The sequence below is a fragment of the Komagataeibacter sp. FNDCR2 genome, assembly GCF_021295395.1.
Lineage (GTDB): Bacteria > Pseudomonadota > Alphaproteobacteria > Acetobacterales > Acetobacteraceae > Komagataeibacter.
The window spans coordinates 777,321-794,182 of sequence record NZ_JAIWOU010000001.1 but is presented as its reverse complement, the minus strand read 5'-3'; the positions used below and the strand labels follow the sequence as shown (position 1 = coordinate 794,182).

Annotated in this window: 13 protein-coding genes; 5 read left to right on the top strand and 8 right to left on the bottom strand. The window is 65.6% G+C overall.

Translation table 11 applies throughout. The features are described 5' to 3' along the window. Window positions 1-35 precede the first annotated feature (35 nt). Entirely contained in the window at window positions 36-1,091 is a 1,056-nt protein-coding gene (locus LDL28_RS03620; RefSeq protein ID WP_370636361.1) for a PhoH family protein, read from the bottom strand. Between the two features lie 86 nt (window positions 1,092-1,177). After that, window positions 1,178-2,539: a tRNA (N6-isopentenyl adenosine(37)-C2)-methylthiotransferase MiaB gene (gene miaB / locus LDL28_RS03615; protein ID WP_233059174.1), complete on the bottom strand. Its 1,362-nt coding sequence runs from the start codon at window positions 2,537-2,539 to the stop codon at window positions 1,178-1,180. Between the two features lie 471 nt (window positions 2,540-3,010). Here miaB and LDL28_RS03610 point away from each other — a divergent pair, with 471 nt between their 5' ends. Genes LDL28_RS03610 through LDL28_RS03600 form a run of 3 tightly spaced genes read left to right on the top strand, consistent with a single transcriptional unit; the run spans window position 3,011 to window position 10,411 of the window. Then, window positions 3,011-4,951 (top strand): autotransporter assembly complex family protein, encoded by a 1,941-nt coding sequence (locus LDL28_RS03610; protein WP_233059173.1) that lies wholly within the window; start codon window positions 3,011-3,013, stop codon window positions 4,949-4,951. Further along, a complete protein-coding gene (locus LDL28_RS03605) occupies window positions 4,951-9,177 on the top strand; it encodes a translocation/assembly module TamB domain-containing protein (RefSeq protein ID WP_233057253.1) in 4,227 nt (1,408 codons plus the stop codon). The genes LDL28_RS03610 and LDL28_RS03605 overlap by 1 nt, the downstream gene beginning before the upstream one ends. A 49-nt stretch (window positions 9,178-9,226) precedes the next feature. Next, window positions 9,227-10,411, top strand: coding sequence for an MFS transporter (locus LDL28_RS03600; RefSeq protein WP_233057252.1), 1,185 nt, complete (start codon window positions 9,227-9,229; stop codon window positions 10,409-10,411). Window positions 10,412-10,440: 29 nt separating this feature from the next. On the opposite strand, the gene LDL28_RS03595 is transcribed toward LDL28_RS03600, so the two are convergent. From LDL28_RS03595 to LDL28_RS03585, 3 genes are all read right to left on the bottom strand, one after another. Further along, a complete protein-coding gene (locus tag LDL28_RS03595; protein ID WP_233057251.1) occupies window positions 10,441-10,794 on the bottom strand; it encodes a zinc ribbon domain-containing protein YjdM in 354 nt (117 codons plus the stop codon). Window positions 10,795-10,920: 126 nt separating this feature from the next. Then, window positions 10,921-11,517: a CarD family transcriptional regulator gene (locus LDL28_RS03590; protein ID WP_233057250.1), complete on the bottom strand. Its 597-nt coding sequence runs from the start codon at window positions 11,515-11,517 to the stop codon at window positions 10,921-10,923. 80 nt (window positions 11,518-11,597) lie between these two features. Next, on the bottom strand, window positions 11,598-12,473 hold the full coding sequence (locus LDL28_RS03585; protein WP_233057249.1) for a bestrophin family protein: 876 nt from the start codon (window positions 12,471-12,473) through the stop codon (window positions 11,598-11,600). 251 nt (window positions 12,474-12,724) lie between these two features. Between LDL28_RS03585 and LDL28_RS03580 the strand changes: the two genes are divergently transcribed. Both LDL28_RS03580 and fghA read left to right on the top strand, forming a co-directional pair. After that, window positions 12,725-13,840, top strand: coding sequence for an S-(hydroxymethyl)glutathione dehydrogenase/class III alcohol dehydrogenase (locus LDL28_RS03580; RefSeq protein ID WP_233057248.1), 1,116 nt, complete (start codon window positions 12,725-12,727; stop codon window positions 13,838-13,840). A 4-nt stretch (window positions 13,841-13,844) separates the two neighbouring features. Continuing rightward, window positions 13,845-14,705, top strand: coding sequence for an S-formylglutathione hydrolase (fghA, locus tag LDL28_RS03575; protein ID WP_233057247.1), 861 nt, complete (start codon window positions 13,845-13,847; stop codon window positions 14,703-14,705). An 18-nt stretch (window positions 14,706-14,723) separates the two neighbouring features. Here the strand turns inward: fghA and LDL28_RS03570 are convergent, their stop codons facing one another. The 3 genes from LDL28_RS03570 to LDL28_RS03560 form a co-directional block, all read right to left on the bottom strand. Continuing rightward, entirely contained in the window at window positions 14,724-15,143 is a 420-nt protein-coding gene (locus tag LDL28_RS03570) for a secondary thiamine-phosphate synthase enzyme YjbQ (RefSeq protein ID WP_233059172.1), read from the bottom strand. Between the two features lie 17 nt (window positions 15,144-15,160). Further along, complete coding sequence (trpS, locus tag LDL28_RS03565) at window positions 15,161-16,156, bottom strand: tryptophan--tRNA ligase (RefSeq protein WP_233057246.1); 996 nt, start codon at window positions 16,154-16,156, stop codon at window positions 15,161-15,163. Window positions 16,157-16,364: 208 nt separating this feature from the next. Continuing rightward, window positions 16,365-16,862, bottom strand: coding sequence for an FKBP-type peptidyl-prolyl cis-trans isomerase (locus LDL28_RS03560; RefSeq protein WP_233057245.1), 498 nt, complete (start codon window positions 16,860-16,862; stop codon window positions 16,365-16,367).

Sequence of the window (16,862 nt, the reverse complement as noted above, 5' to 3'; positions counted from 1 at the left end):
CATCCGCGACCCCGCCATGCCGGGCGGAGCCTGTGCTACTTCGAGGTTTCATTGTTCTCCTGCTGCGATCGCGCGCGATGCGGGCGGTGTTGCGCCCCGGCACGCTGATCGTATGCCTCCACTATACGCGCCACCAGCGGGTGGCGCACCACGTCACGTGATTCAAAGCGCATCATGCCGATCCCTGGCAGGCCGTCCAGTGTCTCGACGGCTTCCCGCAGGCCGGATGTCACGCCGCGCGGCAGGTCAACCTGGCTCAGATCGCCCGTAATGACCATGCGCGTGCCCTCGCCCATGCGGGTCAGGAACATCTTCATCTGGGCGGGGGTGGTGTTCTGCGCCTCGTCCAGAATGACAAAACAGTGCGCCAGCGTGCGCCCGCGCATGAAGGCGAGGGGCGCGACCTCGATCTCGCCCGTGCCCATGCGGCGGATTACCTGATCGCCCGGCATCATGTCATGCAGCGCGTCATAGAGCGGGCGCAGGTAGGGGTCGATCTTTTCCTTCAGGTCGCCGGGCAGGAAGCCCAGCCGCTCACCGGCTTCGACCGCCGGGCGCGACAGCACGATCCGGTCCACCTGCCCGGCCTGGAGCATGGCCACCGCCTGCGCCACGGCAAGGTAGGTCTTGCCGGTGCCCGCCGGGCCCAGGCCGAACACCATTTCCTGCCGGGCCAGCATGGCCATGTAATGGCCCTGACCGATCGAACGCGGCACGATGGGGCCACGGCGGGTCATGATGCTGGGCAGATCCGCAAGCGAGGGGGCGGCGGGAATGACGGGCGTGCGGACATCTTGCATGGCGGGCAGGTCCCCTGTCGCGGCGGGTGGTGCTGAAAAGGCATGGGCCGCCAGGCGGATGGCGGTATCGACCGCGGCGGTATCGACCGTCTGGCCCGCGCTGGCGCGGCGGTAGAGTTCGGCCAGCGTACCCTGCGTCAGTCCGACCCGCTGGGCCGCGCCGCTGATGGCGATGCGGTTGCCACGGCAGGACAGCCGGACATCAAATCCACGTTCAAGGTGCAGGAGATGACGGTCGTGATCCCCCACAAGCTGGGCCAGAAGCGCATTATCCTCGAACTGCATGGTCACGGTGCGATCGTTCGCCGCCGTGCCTGCGGGGGGACGTCGCCCGCCGGTGCGGCGGGGGGCGTGGAGCGTGGATTGTGTCTGTTCTCTCAAGCCCTGTCTGTCTCCTCTGTCAGGACACCACCAAGGGAGTTGGTGTATGTATGGCGGATGGCCACATTGGCCACCCGGCCGATCAGGCTGTCCGGCCCTTCCACATTCACCGCCTGCAACCACGGGCTCTTGCCCGAAATCTGGCCCGGCTTGCGCCCGCGCCCGGTAAACAGCACGGATGTCACCTGGCCCACGGTCGCGGCGTTGAATGTATCCTGCTGCACGCGCAGGATGGCCTGAAGTTCCTGCAGGCGTGCATCTTTCACGTCTTCGGGCACCTGCGCGCCCGCGCCGGCGGCGGGCGTGCCGGGACGGGAGGAATATTTGAAGGAATAGGCCTGCGCGAAACCGATATCGCCGATCAGGCGCATCGTGTCGGCAAAGTCCGCGTCCGTCTCGCCGGGATGGCCCACGATGAAGTCGGACGACAGCGCCAGATCGGGGCGCGCGCGGCGCAGGCGGTCCACCAGCACGCGGTATTCATCCGCCGTGTGCCCGCGGTTCATGGCGGCCAGCACCCGGTCGGATCCGGACTGCACCGGCAGGTGCAGGAACGGCATGAGCTGGGGCAGGTCACCATGGGCCGCGATCAGGTCATCCTCCATGTCGCGCGGGTGGGACGTGGTGTAGCGGATGCGTTCCATGCCCACGTCATCGGCCAGCACGCGGGCCAGGCGCGCCAGCCCCCATGTGCCGCCATCCGGCCCTTCGCCATGATAGGCGTTGACGTTCTGGCCCAGCAGCGTGATCTCCCGCACGCCCGCTGCCGCAAGCCTGCGGGCTTCGGCCAGCACGGCGGCGGCGGGGCGGCTGCTTTCGGCCCCGCGCGTATAGGGCACGACGCAGAAGGAGCAGAATTTGTCACACCCTTCCTGAATGGTCAGGAAGGCCGCGCCCCCGGCGGGCGCCACGCGTTCGGTGGGCAGGAAGTCGAATTTCTGCTCGACGGGAAAGTCCGTCTCGATCACCGCGCCGGCCGCGCGGGCGGCGCGCGCCACCATTTCTGGCAGGCGGTGATAGGTCTGTGGTCCCAGCACGATATCGACATAGGGCGCGCGGGCCAGGATTTCCCGGCCTTCCGCCTGCGCCACGCAGCCCGCCACGGCCAGCACCGTTTCCATGCCACGGGTGGCGCGTTCTTCCTTGACCAGCCGCAGGCGGCCCAGTTCGGAAAAGACCTTTTCGGCCGCGCGGTCACGGATATGGCAGGTGTTGAGGATGATCATGTCCGCCGCGTCCGGCGTGGCCACGGCCCGGTAACCCAGCGGGCGCAGGACATCGCTCATCCGCTCGCTGTCGTACACGTTCATCTGGCAGCCCCATGTTATGACATGAAGCCCCTTCGCGGATGATGTCATGGGCGCGGGCTGCGCCACACCGGGCAGGGGAGACAGGCTGTTCACGGGTCAGGTATCCTTGGGCATCGTCGCGGGGGGCATCATCACGGGCATGAACCCGGATAACGGGCGCAACACATCGTAGCTCCCGCGCGTGCGGTCAAGAGCCCTGCCGCCAATATGCCAAGGAACAAATGGTCCGCCCATCAGCGCTCCCGGTCCGTATGGTGGGGATGCCGGGCGCGGCAACCCCTTCCCGCCGTATGCGATCATGCGCGCCGGGACCGGGGTGTTGTCAAGTCGTGATCCCCGGCGCGGATACGGTTTGCCACATAATGTCATCCGTTCGGGCACAGGCCCGCCACATTCGCAACTTATTAAGGACACGACGTTAATATCGGTTTGATCATGCATGCCGGGAATGGCAGACATAACAAAGTGGGACCATAACCGCACGGAAGACAGGAACAGGGGCGGCGCCGTTTGACAGGATTGGGTCATCTCCGCATGGCATGCCGCCCAAGCGCGCGTGCCAGGCACGGTGCCGGTTATATAAGTCTGTGCGCGGTCACGATGTTTTCCATGGCCCTTACATGGGCGGGGGGCGCACGGGCGGCGGACCCGCAGGCTTATGTCACCACCATCCGCCCCACCGGCAACGCCGATCTGGACGCGGCGCTGCGTGCCTCGTCCGACCTGCTTTCCCTGCAGAAAACGCAGGCGGTCAGTCCGTTTGCGCTGACCGGGCGCATCCATAACGACTATTCCCGCCTGATCAGCGCGCTGGAAAGCTACGGCTATTACGCGGGCGCCATCACCATTTCCGTATCCGACGGCGGTGGCGGGCATGACGGGCGCGACCCGGACCTGCCGGAATGGATGCAGTCGATTCCGGCGGGGCACAAGGCGCAGATCACCATCACCGCCACCCCCGGCGTGCTGTTCACCATCGGCACGGTCAGCCTCGTGCCGGACAGGGGCGATGCCCCGGTTCACCTCAACACCGACGAGACCGCCGCCTTCAGCATGAAGCCGGGCATGCCCGCGCAGGCGGAAAGCGTGCTGAGCGCGGGGGTGACGCTCCAGACCGCCCTGACGGAGGAAGGTTACGCCCTGGCGCATGTCGGCACGCCACAGGCCTGGCTGCGGCCCGACAGCCATACGCTGGATATTGCCTATACCGTCCATCGCGGGCCGGTGGTCAATCTGGGGGCGTTCGATTTCGCGGGGCTGCAACGCACGCATCCCGCCTATATCGTGAAGCGCCTGACCATTGCGCCGGGGGAGCTGTACCAGCCATCGCGCATCGAGCGCGCGCGGCAGGACATCGCCTCCACCGGGCTGTTTTCCGATGTGCAGGTCAATCATGGCGATACGCTCGCCCCCGATGGCACCATGCCGCTCGACTTCTCCTTTCGGGAGGGCAAGCGCCACAGCGTGGGGGCGGAAGGGGGGTATTCGACCGATCTGGGTGGCCGCGCGGGTGTGACATGGTCGCATAACAACCTGTTCGGCAATGCCGAGCGGCTGAAGCTCACGGCGCTGATCACCGGGCTGGGCGGCACGGCGGAGCAGGGGCTGGGCTATGATTTCTATGCCGACCTCATGAAACCCGATTTCGGTTCGCGCCAGCAGAACATGAGCGCGCGCATCGAGGGGATTCGCCAGTTGCTGTATTCCTACCGGCAGACGGCGCTGCTGGCGCGCATCGGCATCGTGCGCCACGTCAACCGGCGCTGGAACGTGTCCTTTGGCGGGCAGATCGAGCAGGAACAGATCCAGCAGATGAGTAACAACAACAGCTACTTCATCGTATCGCTGCCGCTCTCGGCCAATTATGACGGTACCGGGGTGGACAACCCCATCACCCCCGCCACGCACGGCGTGCGCATCGGGGCGAACATCACGCCTTCGGCCTCGCTGACCGATGGCACATCGTTCTTCACCATCATGCAGGCCACGGTCTCGACCTATTTCGACCTCACGCATCTCGGCCTGTCGCGCCCGGGGCGCAGCGTGCTGGCCTGGCGCGGCACGGTCGGCAATGTGGAAGGGGCGTCCACCTTCGCCATCCCGCCCGACCAGCGGCTTTACGCCGGTGGCAGCGCCACGGTGCGCGGCTACCGTTACCAGGGTGTCGGGCCGCAGTTTCCCAACACGCGCTACGCCATCGGTGGCACGTCCATGGATGCGGGGTCGTTTGAATACCGCCAGCGCATCTTGCAGAAATTCGGGGCCGTGGGCTTTATCGACGCCGGTCAGGTCACGGGCGACCACGTACCGTTCCACGGGACCGTACGCGTGGGGGCCGGGGCGGGGGCGCGTTATTACACGCCCATCGGGCCGGTGCGGCTGGATGTGGCTGTGCCGCTCAACCGCCCCCCGCGCGGGGACAAGTGGGAACTGTATGTCGGCCTGGGGGAAACGTTCTGATGCCTGAGCCGACATCCACGCCACAGCCACCGCAGCCCCGCTCCAGCCGTCGCACCCTGCTGCGCGCGATCGGCTTCGCGCTGGGGATTCCGCTGGGGCTTGTCGCCCTCGCGCTGGGCATGGTGCTGGTCGCGGCCAATACCGGCATGGGCCAGCGCGAGATCGAACGCCGCCTGCCGGGGCTTACGGGGGGCAGCGTGCACCTGTCGGGGCTGGGCGGGCGCTTTCCCGATGCGCTGCATGTCCGGCACCTGGAACTGGATGACTATCGCGGGGCATGGCTTTCGATTGATGAACTGCAACTGGACTGGTCGCCCCTGCGGCTGCTGACCCGGCATGCGGTCATAAGCAACCTGTCCATGGCGCGGCTGTCCATTCCGCGCCTGAGCGAGGACGACCCCGCCCATCCCCCGAAGCCGGAAAAACACTCCGGCGACAGTATCCATATGGCCGTGGACATCCGCGCGGCGCATGTGGCGCGCATCGAGGTGGGCGCGCCCATTGCCCGCGTCCCGGCGGCGTTCAGCCTGAACGGCCATGCGCGGCTGGATGATATCGCGCCGGTCCTTGACCATTTTTCCCTGGCCACCCTGCCGCCTGCCGATATCGCCCTGAACCTGTCCCGGCTGGACCATCCCGGCCATGTTGACCTGACCCTGCGGCTGGACCGGAAAAATGTCCTTGCCGCGCTGCGCGCGCGTGAAGGGGCGGACGGGTTCATATCCACCCTGAGCGGGCTTGACGCGCTCGCGCCGCTGGATCTCTCGCTTGACCTGAACGGCGCGCGTGACAACACGCGGCTTGCCCTTGCGCTGGCCACCGGGGCCATCCATGCCCGCGCCGACGGGCAGGTGGGGCTGGGGGACCACCATATGGCGCTGGATGTCGCGGCAAGCAGCACCAGCCTTGCGACCGATGGCGGAACAGGCTGGCAGGGCGCGAAGCTTGCGGCCCATCTGGGCGGCACGATCAACAAGCCCACGGGGCAGGGTGCGCTCGATATTGACCGCCTGACCTATAACGACGCCGGTTTTTCCTCCCTGCATCTGGAGGCCGAGGGGCTGGGGGGCGAAGGCCAAGGTCAGGGCCAAGGTCAGGGCCAGGCTGAACACGCGACCATCCATGCGGTGGTGAACGGCCTGCGCATTCCCGGCCAGCAGCCCACGCTGTTTGCGGCCGACCCGGTGGCGCTGGATCTGGTCTGGCACCCGGACGCGCCCGGTGGCCCGGTTGATGTGTCGCTGGCGCACCCGCTGGCCCATCTGACCGGGCAGGTGACGACGGTCCCGTCCCTTGCCGTCACCTTCCATACCGACCTGCCCGATCTCGCCCCGCTGGCGGCCGCGGGGGGCACAAGGCTGCATGGCCATGCCGGGCTGGACGGGAATGTGACCCTGCCGGACCATGGGCGGGCGGGCCGCTTCGGGCTGGACAGCCATATCGTAATTGATGGGGGCCTGCCCATCGCCGTGGGCCTGATCGGGGACAAGGGCCACCTGAACGCGGGTGGCAGCATCACCACCGATAGGCATGGCGGCGCCACGGTGGCCTTTACCGCGCTCAGGCTTGAGGGCGCGACGCTGGATCTGGACGCCGCCCCGACCCGTCTGGTGACCGGCACGCCGCTTCAGGTTGATGCCACGGGCCATCTTGCCCTGTCGGACCTGCATGTGCTGGCCCCCACGCTGCATGGCCACATGCAGGCGGACCTGCGCGCGACGGGGCCGGTCAATGACCTGATGGCCAGCGTGAAGACACAGGCCAGTATCGCCGCAAGCAATACGGCGGCGGGCGACATGCAGGCCAGCCTGCGCATGGAGCACCTGCCGCAGGTGAGGCAGGGCGTGCTCGATATTTCCGGCACGCTGGACCGTGAACCCATGGTGGTTTCGGCCCGTCTGGAAAGTGACGGGGCGAACAGCCGCCACCTGCTGGTGGACCATCTGAGCTGGAAAAGCCTGATGGGAAAGGCGGACATGACCCTGCCCGCGGGCCATGTCGTGCCGTCGGGCATGCTGGATCTGCATATGACGCGACTGGCGGACCTGCGCGACCTGACCGGGCAGGATGTAAGTGGTCACCTCTCGGCCGCGCTGCACAGCACGAGCGCCACCGCGACGGCTCCCGCCATGCTGGAGGTGAATGTCGAGAGCGCGTTGAACGCCGCCATGGCCCGGATCGGGCGGCTGGTGCTCAGGGGCCGGGTGCTCGACCCTGTCGGCGCCCCCGTGAGCGATCTGGACCTGGTGGTGGATGACGCCCGTTTTCGCGATATGGGGGGGCATGGGCATGTCGTGGTGAAGGGGCCGGTCTCCGCCCTGAATGTCACGGCGCAGGCCGGGGGCGATACGCCATGGACCGGCAACGCCACGCTTGATACGGCGCTGCTGGCCAATGTTCCCGCCCGTTCCGTTGCCTTACACCGGCTGGTGGCGCTGGCGCGGGGCGAACAGATCCGGCTTGATGCGCCTGCCAGCATCACTTACGGCAGGGAAACCAGCGTAAGTCACCTGCGCCTGAGCGTGATCCCACCGCATGGCCTGCCCGGCGGTATCGAGGCGGATGGCCGGATCAGCCCCCTGCTGGACCTGCATGCGGTGATGACCCGCCTTTCCCCCGACCTGCTGGCGCCGTTCATGCCCGGCCTGCACGCGCAGGGCACGCTCTCGGCCGAGGCACGGCTGACCGGCCCCACGGGCAATCCCTCCGGGCGGGTGAGCGTGCATGGCACGGATCTGAAATATCATACGGATTATACCTCATCCCTCGCCCCCGCCACGCTGGATGCGACCGCCAGCCTGACGGCGGGCATGGCGCAGGTGGACGCGCGGCTTCAGGCCGGGCCACAGGTCAACCTGGGCCTGCGCGGCACCGCCCCCGTCAACAGGACGGGGCAGATGAGCCTTCAGGCCGACGGGAACGTGGACCTTGCGGTGTCCAACGCCTATCTGGGCGCAAAGGGCATGCAGGCGGGGGGGAACCTTCAGGTGGCCATAGGGATGCGCGGCACGTTGGGCGCCCCCCGCCTGAACGGCACGCTCATGCTGGCGAACGGCCTGTTCCATGATTTCGGGCAGGGCGTGCAGCTCTCCGCCCTGCACGGCACGGTCAACGCGCAGGGGGACAGGCTGGAAATCTCCACCCTGACCGCGCAGGCGGGCAAGGGCACGCTTACGGCATCGGGCAGCTATGGCGTGCTGCAACCCGGCCAGCCGATCGATTTGCGCATCCACGCGGCCAACGCCCGCCCGCTGGCCAGTGACCTCATCACCACCACGCTGGATGGTGACCTGGCGGTGAAGGGCCTGCTGGCCAGCCGGATTGACGCGACGGGCGACATCACGCTCAGGCGGGTGGACATCAACATCCCGGACTCGCTGCCCACATCGGTTGCCCATCTCGATGTCATCCGCCCCGATGACGCGAAAAAGGAGGAACAGGAAGCCCATACGGCCGCCCTCGTGGTGGGGCTGGGGCTGGATGTGCGCTCACCGGGGCAGTTCTATGTGCGCGGCCATGGGCTGAATACGGAAATGCACGGGCACATCCACGCGGGCGGCACCGCCACCGCGCCGGTGGTGACGGGGGCGTTCTCGCTGGTGAAGGGGGGATTCTCACTGGGTGGCATCTCGCTGGATTTCAGCAAGGGGCAGGTGGGTTTCAACGGCGTGGGCGTGACCCATGCGATCGACCCGACACTGGATTTCGTGGCCGAACGCAGCACGAATGACGGCACGGCGCGGCTGAACGTGGGCGGTTACGCCAGCGCGCCCAAGATCACGTTTTCTTCCACCCCGCCGCTTTCACAGGACCAGATCCTGGCCATCCTGCTGTTCGGCACGGACTCGCAGTCCCTGTCGGCCACGCAGATGGCGTCCATCGCCGCGGCGGTGGCGACGTTGAGCGGGGGGGCGGCGTTCGATCCGCTGGGAATGGTGCGCAAGACGCTGCATCTCGACCGGTTGCAGATGAGCAGTTCCTCCAACGGGTCGGGCGGCAACGATACCGGCGCGATCGAGGCGGGCAAATATGTCATGCGCGGGGTGTATGTGGGGGCCAAGCAGGCGACATCGGGTTCGGGCACGCAGGCGCAGGTGCAGGTGGACCTGACCAAGCGGCTGAAATTCAATACAACCGTAGGCACCGGCGGCAACGTGACCGGCTTTACCACGCCGGAAAACGATCCGGGCAGCAGCATCGGCCTGCTGTACCAGTTCAAGTACTGAAAATATCCGCACCCTGTCCCGCATGCGGGAAATGCGTTACGATCCCGCGATGATTTCTCACGTTACGGCCCGTGGCGGCCTGCTTCCCATCATGCTGGCGGTTGTCAGCGGTATGCTGGCGATGGGAATGGCGCTGCCCGCCCTGCCGCTGGAATTCCAGTCCCGTTTTGCAAGCGGCACCACCCTTATCGGCGTGGTGATGGGCATCCAGTCCGCCGCGACCCTGCTGACACGGCCATGGGCGGGGCGGATGGCGGACCGGCGTGGCGGGCGCGATACGCTCATGGTGGGGCTGGTGTGCACGGCGGGTTCGGGCTTGGCCTACAGCCTTGCCTTGCTGCCCTTTCTGCCCCCGCAGGCCCAGCAGGCTGTGATTGTGGCGGGCCGTCTGTTCATGGGGCTGGGTGAGGGGCTGATGGTGACCGGCGGTGGTGTATGGGCCGTGATCATCGCGGGGCGCGCACGGGCGGGTGCCGCCATGTCATGGGTGGGGTTCGCCATGTTCGCGGGGCTGGGCATGGGGGCCGCGCTGGGTGACATGATCGAGGCGCATGCGGGGTTTTTCATGGTCTGCCTTGTCGCCATGGCGCTCCCGCTGGGCGGCGCGCTGCTGACCGTGTCGCTGCCCGCTTCGCCCGCGCCGCACGATGGCAGCCACGCCGCCGCGCGCTGGACGGATCTGATCGGGCCCATATGGGTGTGGGGCCTGACGCTGGGGTTGTCCGCCATCGGGTTTGCCGCGATTTCCTCCTTTCTGGTCATTTTTTACGCGGCCGAGGGCTGGCACGCGGGGGGCTGGGCGCTGGCGGCGTTTGGCGTGGGGCACATGCTTGCCCGCCTTGTGGGTAGCAGGCATGTGGACCGGCATGACGTGCGGCCCATGGTCATGATCATCATGCTGACGGAAGCCGCGGGGCTGGCCATGATCTGGCTGGCGCCGGGGCCGGTCGGGGCGGCGATGGGCAGTTTCCTGGGGGGGCTGGGGTATTCGTTGACCTACCCGTTGCTGGCCATGCCGGTGCTGCGGCAGGTGCCCGCGCGGTTTTCGGGCTCCGCGATCGGGCTGTTCGATGTGTTCTTTGATATCGCGGCAGGCTCCGGCGCCGTGCTTTCGGGCCTGCTGGCGGGGGTGGCCGGTCCGCGCAGCCCGTTCGCGCTGGCCATGGTGGCGGCCCTTGCGGGTGGCGCCATCATGCTGGTGGCGCCCTCCCCACGCGCCGCCCGGGTGGAGTAGGCGGGACGCAGGGGGCGTGGGTCTGTTCCTCAGGACTTTCTGACAAACTCGGATTTCAGGTTCATCGCGCCGATCCCGCTGATCTTGCAGGCGATGTCATGCCCATCGCCGCCATCGGTCAGGCGGATGTTCTTCACCTTGGTCCCGCTCTTGACGACCAGCGACGACCCCTTGATCTTGAGATCCTTGATGACGGTTACGGTATCGCCATCGGCCAGCACGTTTCCGTTGGCGTCCCGCACCACAGTGTCATCGCCCGGTGTGGCGGTGGTGCTGTCCTGCGGGTTCCATTCATGGCCGCATTCGGGGCAGATCCACAGGCTGCCGCCATCGGGATAGACATGCGCGCAGCCGCAGGCGGGGCATTTCAGGTCAGCGTTCATTTGTATCCTCTTTGTCGCGCGGGCGCGCCGGGGCCGGTTCCATGGGGAATGGCCATGCCCATAGTAAAACCGCCGGCACAGGGGCCGGCGGGCGGGTAGGGGTGGTAAGGGCCTGAAGGCGGGGGTTCAGGCCGCCTTCATGACCTCGGTCAGTTTTTCGAGCACTTCCGTCGGCTCCTTGCCTTCCAGCACGGCCACTTCCGCCACGAAGCGTTCCTGCGCGGCTTCGAACAGCTTGCGTTCGCTGAAGCTGCCGTCCAGGCTGTCGACATTGCGGCGCAGGTCGCGCAGGACCTCGGCAATCTGGACCAGATCACCGGAATTGATCTTTTCCTGATACGCCACCGCGCGCCGCGTCCACATGCCACGGCTGACATGCGGCTTGCCCTTGATGATGGCCATGGCCTTGTCCACGATCTCGCGCGAGACGATCTTGCGCAGGCCCGACTTGCGCGCCTTGGACAGGGGGATGCGCAGCGTCATCTGGTTGCCGGGAAAGGAGATCTGGATCATTTCCAGCTTGGTTCCGGCAATTTCATCCACACCGATCCGGTCAACACGTCCGACCCCGTGCGCCGCGTAGACGATGGCATCGCCCTCACGGAATGGATCCTCGTCTTTTACAGCCTTGCTGGACTTTGCTTCGGCTGCCGTGGTCGCCGCGGCCGTCCGGGCCATTGCATCGGTCACAGTGCCCTTCTGGGTAGTTCTGAACATGCTCATGGGGGGCATATAGCATAAATTCCCCCTTCTGTCTTGATCCCTTCCCGCCGGATCGGGCGGCGTCATCCATTAATGATATATCAGCCCTGCACACCCCGTACGGGCGCCAGCGGCGCGGGGGCGGGCAGGCCGCAGGACTGGAGCAGGTCGATCTCGATGTTGCGGGAAATCGTCAGCATGGGCATGCCATGGGGCGTCATGCTGAACGGATCCTGAAGGTCATTGCCGATCTTGTCCAGCGCGACGAACAGCAGCCCCACCAGCGACGACCCTAGCGGTGTGATCCACCCCAGCGTCTGCACCATGGAAAGCGGCAGGATAATGCAGAAGACCACCGCCACCACCTTGGGCAGGACAGAGAACTGGATGGCCAGCGGCGTGTTGCGGATGCGCTCCAGCCCGCCCTGCGCGTTGCTCATGTCCGACAGGATACGGTCGATCTGCCCCTGCAATGCGCCGTCGATGCCCAGCCTGCGGGATTCGGCGTCCACCCGCAGCCCGATCTCGAACAGGATCGCGGCGGGAATGTTCGCCCGGCCTTCAAGTCCCGGCTTCATGGAGTCCGGCAGCAGGCGCATGATGTCATCGGTCGCGTCCACCCGCGCCAGCGCCCCGCGCAGCGCGTAGGGGTAGGCCGCCATGGCGCGGGCCAGATCGGGGCAGCCGCGCAGGATCGTGCCCGCCTGCCGGGCGAAGGAGCGGCTGTTATTGGTCACCGCCCCCCACAGGGTCCGCCCTTCCCACCAGCGGTTATAGGCGCTGTTGTTGCGAAAGCTCATGAACAGCACCAGCGCCGAACCGATCAGGGAGACGGGCAGGGTGGGCTGTTCCATCCAGTCCTGATGGAAGATCTGGAACATGACCACCACGATCACGTCCCACGCGCATAAAAGCACCAGTGAAAGCAGGCTTTCACGTATCAGGATCCACAAACCAATTCTGCGATCAATGACCATATGGGGTTCCCGGCAAGGAGGTTGAACATACGGGTGAACGTAACTGGACCCTTTCGTCGCATATCATATCCGCGCGGGCTTGCGGGTATGCGCGCCCGGGGTGGCATGATTTGTCATCGAAATTCGTCATCGCGCCCGCGCATGGGCGGGTAAGGGACTGATGGCATTGACGGCATGCCCGTCGATGCCCTTAATCGTAACGAAACGGGATGGGTCCATGGATCCGCGATCAATTTAAGGAAAGACTGGTTATGGACGTAAGGGCAGCCGTGGCTTTTGAAGCCGGCAAACCGCTTGAAATCGAGACGGTGCAGCTGGAAGGCCCCCGCGAAGGGGAAGTTCTGGTTGAAATCAAGGCCACCGGCCTGTGCCATACCGACAAGTTCACCCTGTCCGGCGCGGACCCGGAGGGGCTGTTTCCCGCCATTCTGGGCCATGAAGGAGCGGGCGTGGTCAGGGAAGTCGGCCCCGGCGTGCGCCACCTGCGCCCCGGCGACCACGTGATCCCGCTCTACACGCCCGAATGTCGGGAGTGCAAATCCTGCCTGTCGCGCAAGACCAACCTGTGCACCGCCATTCGCGGCACGCAGGGCAAGGGGCTCATGCCCGATGGCACGTCGCGCTTCTCGTTCAAGGGGCAGCCGATCCATCACTACATGGGCTGCTCCACATTCGCGAATTATACGGTCCTGCCCGAAATCGCGCTGGCGAAGATCCGCCCCGACGCCCCGTTTGACAAGGTGTTCTACATCGGCTGCGGCGTCACCACCGGAATCGGCGCGGTGCTGTTCACCGCCAAGGTGGAGGCGGGCAGCACGGTTGCGGTGTTCGGTCTGGGCGGTATCGGGCTGAATGTCATCCAGGGTGCGAAAATGGTGGGGGCCGACCGCATCATCGGCATCGACATCAACCCCGAGCGCGAGGCCATCGCCCGCAAATTCGGCCTGACCGATTTCATCAACCCCAAAGACCTCGGCCCCGATGGCGATCTGGTCGGCCATATTGTGGAGCTGACCGGCGGCGGGGTGGATTATTCCTTCGAATGCGTGGGCAATCCCACGCTGATGCGTCAGGCGCTGGAATGCGCCCATCGTGGCTGGGGGGTTTCCACCATTATCGGGGTTGCCGGCGCGGGGCAGGAAATCAGCACGCGCCCCTTCCAGCTCGTGACCGGGCGGCGGTGGATCGGATCGGCCTTCGGTGGGGCGCGCGGACGCACCGATGTGCCGAAAATCGTGGACTGGTTCATGGAAAACCGCATCGACATCGACAGCCTGATTACCCACAGGCTGCCGCTTGAGCGCATCAATGAAGGTTTTGACATGATGGCGAAGGGCGAAAGCATCCGCACCGTTGTCGAGTTCTGAGCACATGAACGCGACAGCCATCACCACGCGTGAGGAACATGCAAGCTGCGGCGGGCGGGTCGGCTTTTACAGCCACCCGTCCACCACCCTGGGGCTGGAGGCGTGCTTTGGCGTGTTCCTGCCCGAACGCGCACTGGCGGGGGAGAAGGTGCCGGTGCTGTTCGTACTGGCCGGCCTGACCTGCACGGAGGAGACGTTCCTCATCAAATCCAATGCCGTGCGCTTTGCGGCGGAGCATGGTCTGGCGCTGGTCGCCCCCGATACCTCACCCCGTGGCGCGGGCGCGCAGGGGGAGGATGAGGCGTATGACCTGGGCACCGGGGCGGGATTCTACCTTGACGCCACGCGTGAGCCGTGGCGCGCGCATTACCGCATGGGCACCTATATCAGCCACGAACTGCCGGAACTGATCCGGGCCAGCTTCGCGGTTGACGACGCGCGGCGGGGCATAATGGGCCATTCAATGGGCGGGCATGGTGCGCTGGTGCATGCGCTGCGCGCCCCGCGGGCGTGGAAATCCGTCTCGGCATTCGCGCCCATCTGCCACCCTGCCGCCGTGCCGTGGGGGGAGAAGGCGTTCAGTGCCTATCTGGGCTCCGACCGTGCCGCGTGGGCGCGTGAGGATGCGACATGCCTGCTTCAGGCGGGCCATACCCACCCCACGGAAATCCTGATCGACCAGGGCGAGGCGGATCAGTTCCTGCACGACCAGCTCCGCCCCGAACTGTTCAGGGACGCGGCGGCGCAGGCGGGCCAGAAGCTGGCGCTACGCCTGCATGCCAGATATGATCATTCCTACTGGTTCATCCAGTCATTCATCGCCGATCATATCGCCCACCATGCCGCCATCCTGAACGGCGGCTGACCCGGCCGTGGCGCGGGATCACGCACCGATCAGGTGCAGCACGATCTCGCGCCGGTGGGGGCGGCGGCGATGTTCGAACAGGTACAGCCCCTGCCACGTACCCAGCACGGGCCGACCATCCGCCACGGGTATGGAAAGCTGCGTGTTGGTCAGCATGGCGCGCAGGTGGGCGGGCATGTCGTCCGGGCCTTCATCGTCATGGATGTAGCGGCCGTTTTCCTCGGGCACGAGGGTTTCGAAATAGCGTTCGATATCCTCCCGCACCGTGGGGTCGGCATTTTCCTGCACCGCAAGCGATGCGGAGGTATGGCGGCACCACAGGGTCAGCAGCCCGGTTCCAATCCCGCTCTGCCGCACCCAGCCCAGAACCGGCCGGTCTATGGAGACCAGCCCCCGGCCATGGGTCGCAACCTGAAGGCTGTGCAGTTCCTGGCGCATGGCGCCGCCTTTCATGCTTATTTCAGGAAACCCACCAGCGTTTCCGCTTCCGATACGATGGGTTCGGCTATGGCGTTGGCGCGGCGCGCGCCCGCGCGTAGCGTGTCACACAGGAAGCCGGGTTCCTTCAGCAGGCGTTCCGTTTCCGATGCGATGGGGCTGATCGCATTGACCAGCACCTCGGTCAGCGCCGTCTTGAACGGCCCGAAACCCTGCCCCCCAAAACGGGCCAGCACATCCGCCACGCTCTCACCGGACAGGGTGGCGTAGATGGTGACAAGATTGCGGGCCTCGGGCCGGTTTTCAAGGCCTGCTTCCTCGGAGGGCAGGGGTTCGGAATCGCTCTTGGCGCGCTTGATCTTGAGCGCGATGGCATCGGCGTCGTCGGTCATCTCGATCCGGCTCTGGGCGGAGGGATCGGATTTGGACATTTTCTTGCCGCCATCGCGCAGGCTCATCACGCGCGCACCCTGCGGCGGGATCAGGGCCTGGACCTGCGGGAAGAATTCGGTCCCGTAATCGTGGTTGAATTTCTGGGCGATGTCGTTGGTCAGTTCAAGATGCTGCTTCTGGTCGTCGCCCACCGGCACGGCGGTAGCCTTGTACGCCAGGATATCGGCCGCCATCAGGTCGGGATAGACATACAGCCCGGCGGAATGTTTCTCCCGGTCCTTGCCAGCCTTGTCCTTGAACTGGGTCATGCGGTTCAGCCAGCCCAGGCGCGCGACACAGTTGAAAATCCATCCCAGCCGCGCATGCGCGCTGACGGCGGACTGGTTGAACAGGATGTGGCGTTCCACATCAATGCCCGACGCCAGAAGGACGGCGGTCTGCGCCAGTGTCTGCTGGCGCAGGGCCTGGGGTTCCTGCCATGTGGTGATGGCGTGCATGTCCACCAGGCAGAAAATACATTCATGATCGCGCTGTAGGGCCACCCAGTTGCGTATCGCACCCAGATAATTGCCAAGCTGCGGGATACCGGTCGGCTGAATGCCGGAAAATAGGCGTTGCATGAAAAGCGTTTTCCGTTTTTTTGCCCCTGCTGGTCAAGATGGGGCCGGTCGGGGCAGGCAATAAGTTGTGGCGCGGCGTCCGGGCTTTCCGTCACCCCGCCCGTAAAACCCCCATACGGGGCCTGATCCCCCACAGGCTCATGCGCCTGTGGGCATGGCCTGCATTAAAAAAAGCCATTCACCCGTGGGATGAATGGCTTTTGAACGGCTAATGGCCGGAATGGGATACACCCAGAAGCTGGATCTTGAAAATAAGCGGGCTGTCGGGCTGGATTATGCCCATGGACTTATGCCCGTAACCCAGTTCCGGCGGCACATACAGCATCCACGTATCGCCGACATGCATCATGGGTACGGCTTCCTGCCAGCCCTTGATCACCATTTCAAGCGGCATCTGCATATATGCGCCATGGCCGTGCTGGTCGGAACTGTCGAAGATGCCGCCATCAGGCAGCCGCCCTTCGTAGATGACCATGACACTGTCGTTAACGGTCGGCTGCGCCGCATCTTTCGGACCGGATTTCAGGACCTTGTACGCCAGCCCGTCCGGCAGGGTCTTCACGCCGGGCTGCTTGCGCACATTGTCCATGAACTGCGCGGGGGTCAGATCCGGCTGTTCATCCTGTTTCGCGCCGCCGCATGCCGCCAGTGGCACGGCTACGGAGGCAGCGAGAAGAAGGGGAATGACACGCGAAAAACGTTTCAT

Bases quoted from the DNA above. Each gene is read 5' to 3' on its own strand.
- LDL28_RS03590 (WP_233057250.1), bottom strand. From the start codon at position 11,517: ATGAGCATGTTCAGAACTACCCAGAAGGGCACTGTGACCGATGCAATG.
- fghA (WP_233057247.1), top strand. From the start codon at position 13,845: ATGAACGCGACAGCCATCACCACGCGTGAGGAACATGCAAGCTGCGGC.
- LDL28_RS03600 (WP_233057252.1), top strand. From the start codon at position 9,227: ATGATTTCTCACGTTACGGCCCGTGGCGGCCTGCTTCCCATCATGCTG.
- trpS (WP_233057246.1), bottom strand. From the start codon at position 16,156: ATGCAACGCCTATTTTCCGGCATTCAGCCGACCGGTATCCCGCAGCTT.
- LDL28_RS03570 (WP_233059172.1), bottom strand. From the start codon at position 15,143: ATGCGCCAGGAACTGCACAGCCTTCAGGTTGCGACCCATGGCCGGGGG.
- LDL28_RS03595 (WP_233057251.1), bottom strand. From the start codon at position 10,794: ATGAACGCTGACCTGAAATGCCCCGCCTGCGGCTGCGCGCATGTCTAT.
- miaB (WP_233059174.1), bottom strand. From the start codon at position 2,539: ATGACATCATCCGCGAAGGGGCTTCATGTCATAACATGGGGCTGCCAG.
- LDL28_RS03580 (WP_233057248.1), top strand. From the start codon at position 12,725: ATGGACGTAAGGGCAGCCGTGGCTTTTGAAGCCGGCAAACCGCTTGAA.
- LDL28_RS03560 (WP_233057245.1), bottom strand. From the start codon at position 16,862: ATGAAACGTTTTTCGCGTGTCATTCCCCTTCTTCTCGCTGCCTCCGTA.
- LDL28_RS03585 (WP_233057249.1), bottom strand. From the start codon at position 12,473: ATGGTCATTGATCGCAGAATTGGTTTGTGGATCCTGATACGTGAAAGC.
- LDL28_RS03605 (WP_233057253.1), top strand. From the start codon at position 4,951: ATGCCTGAGCCGACATCCACGCCACAGCCACCGCAGCCCCGCTCCAGC.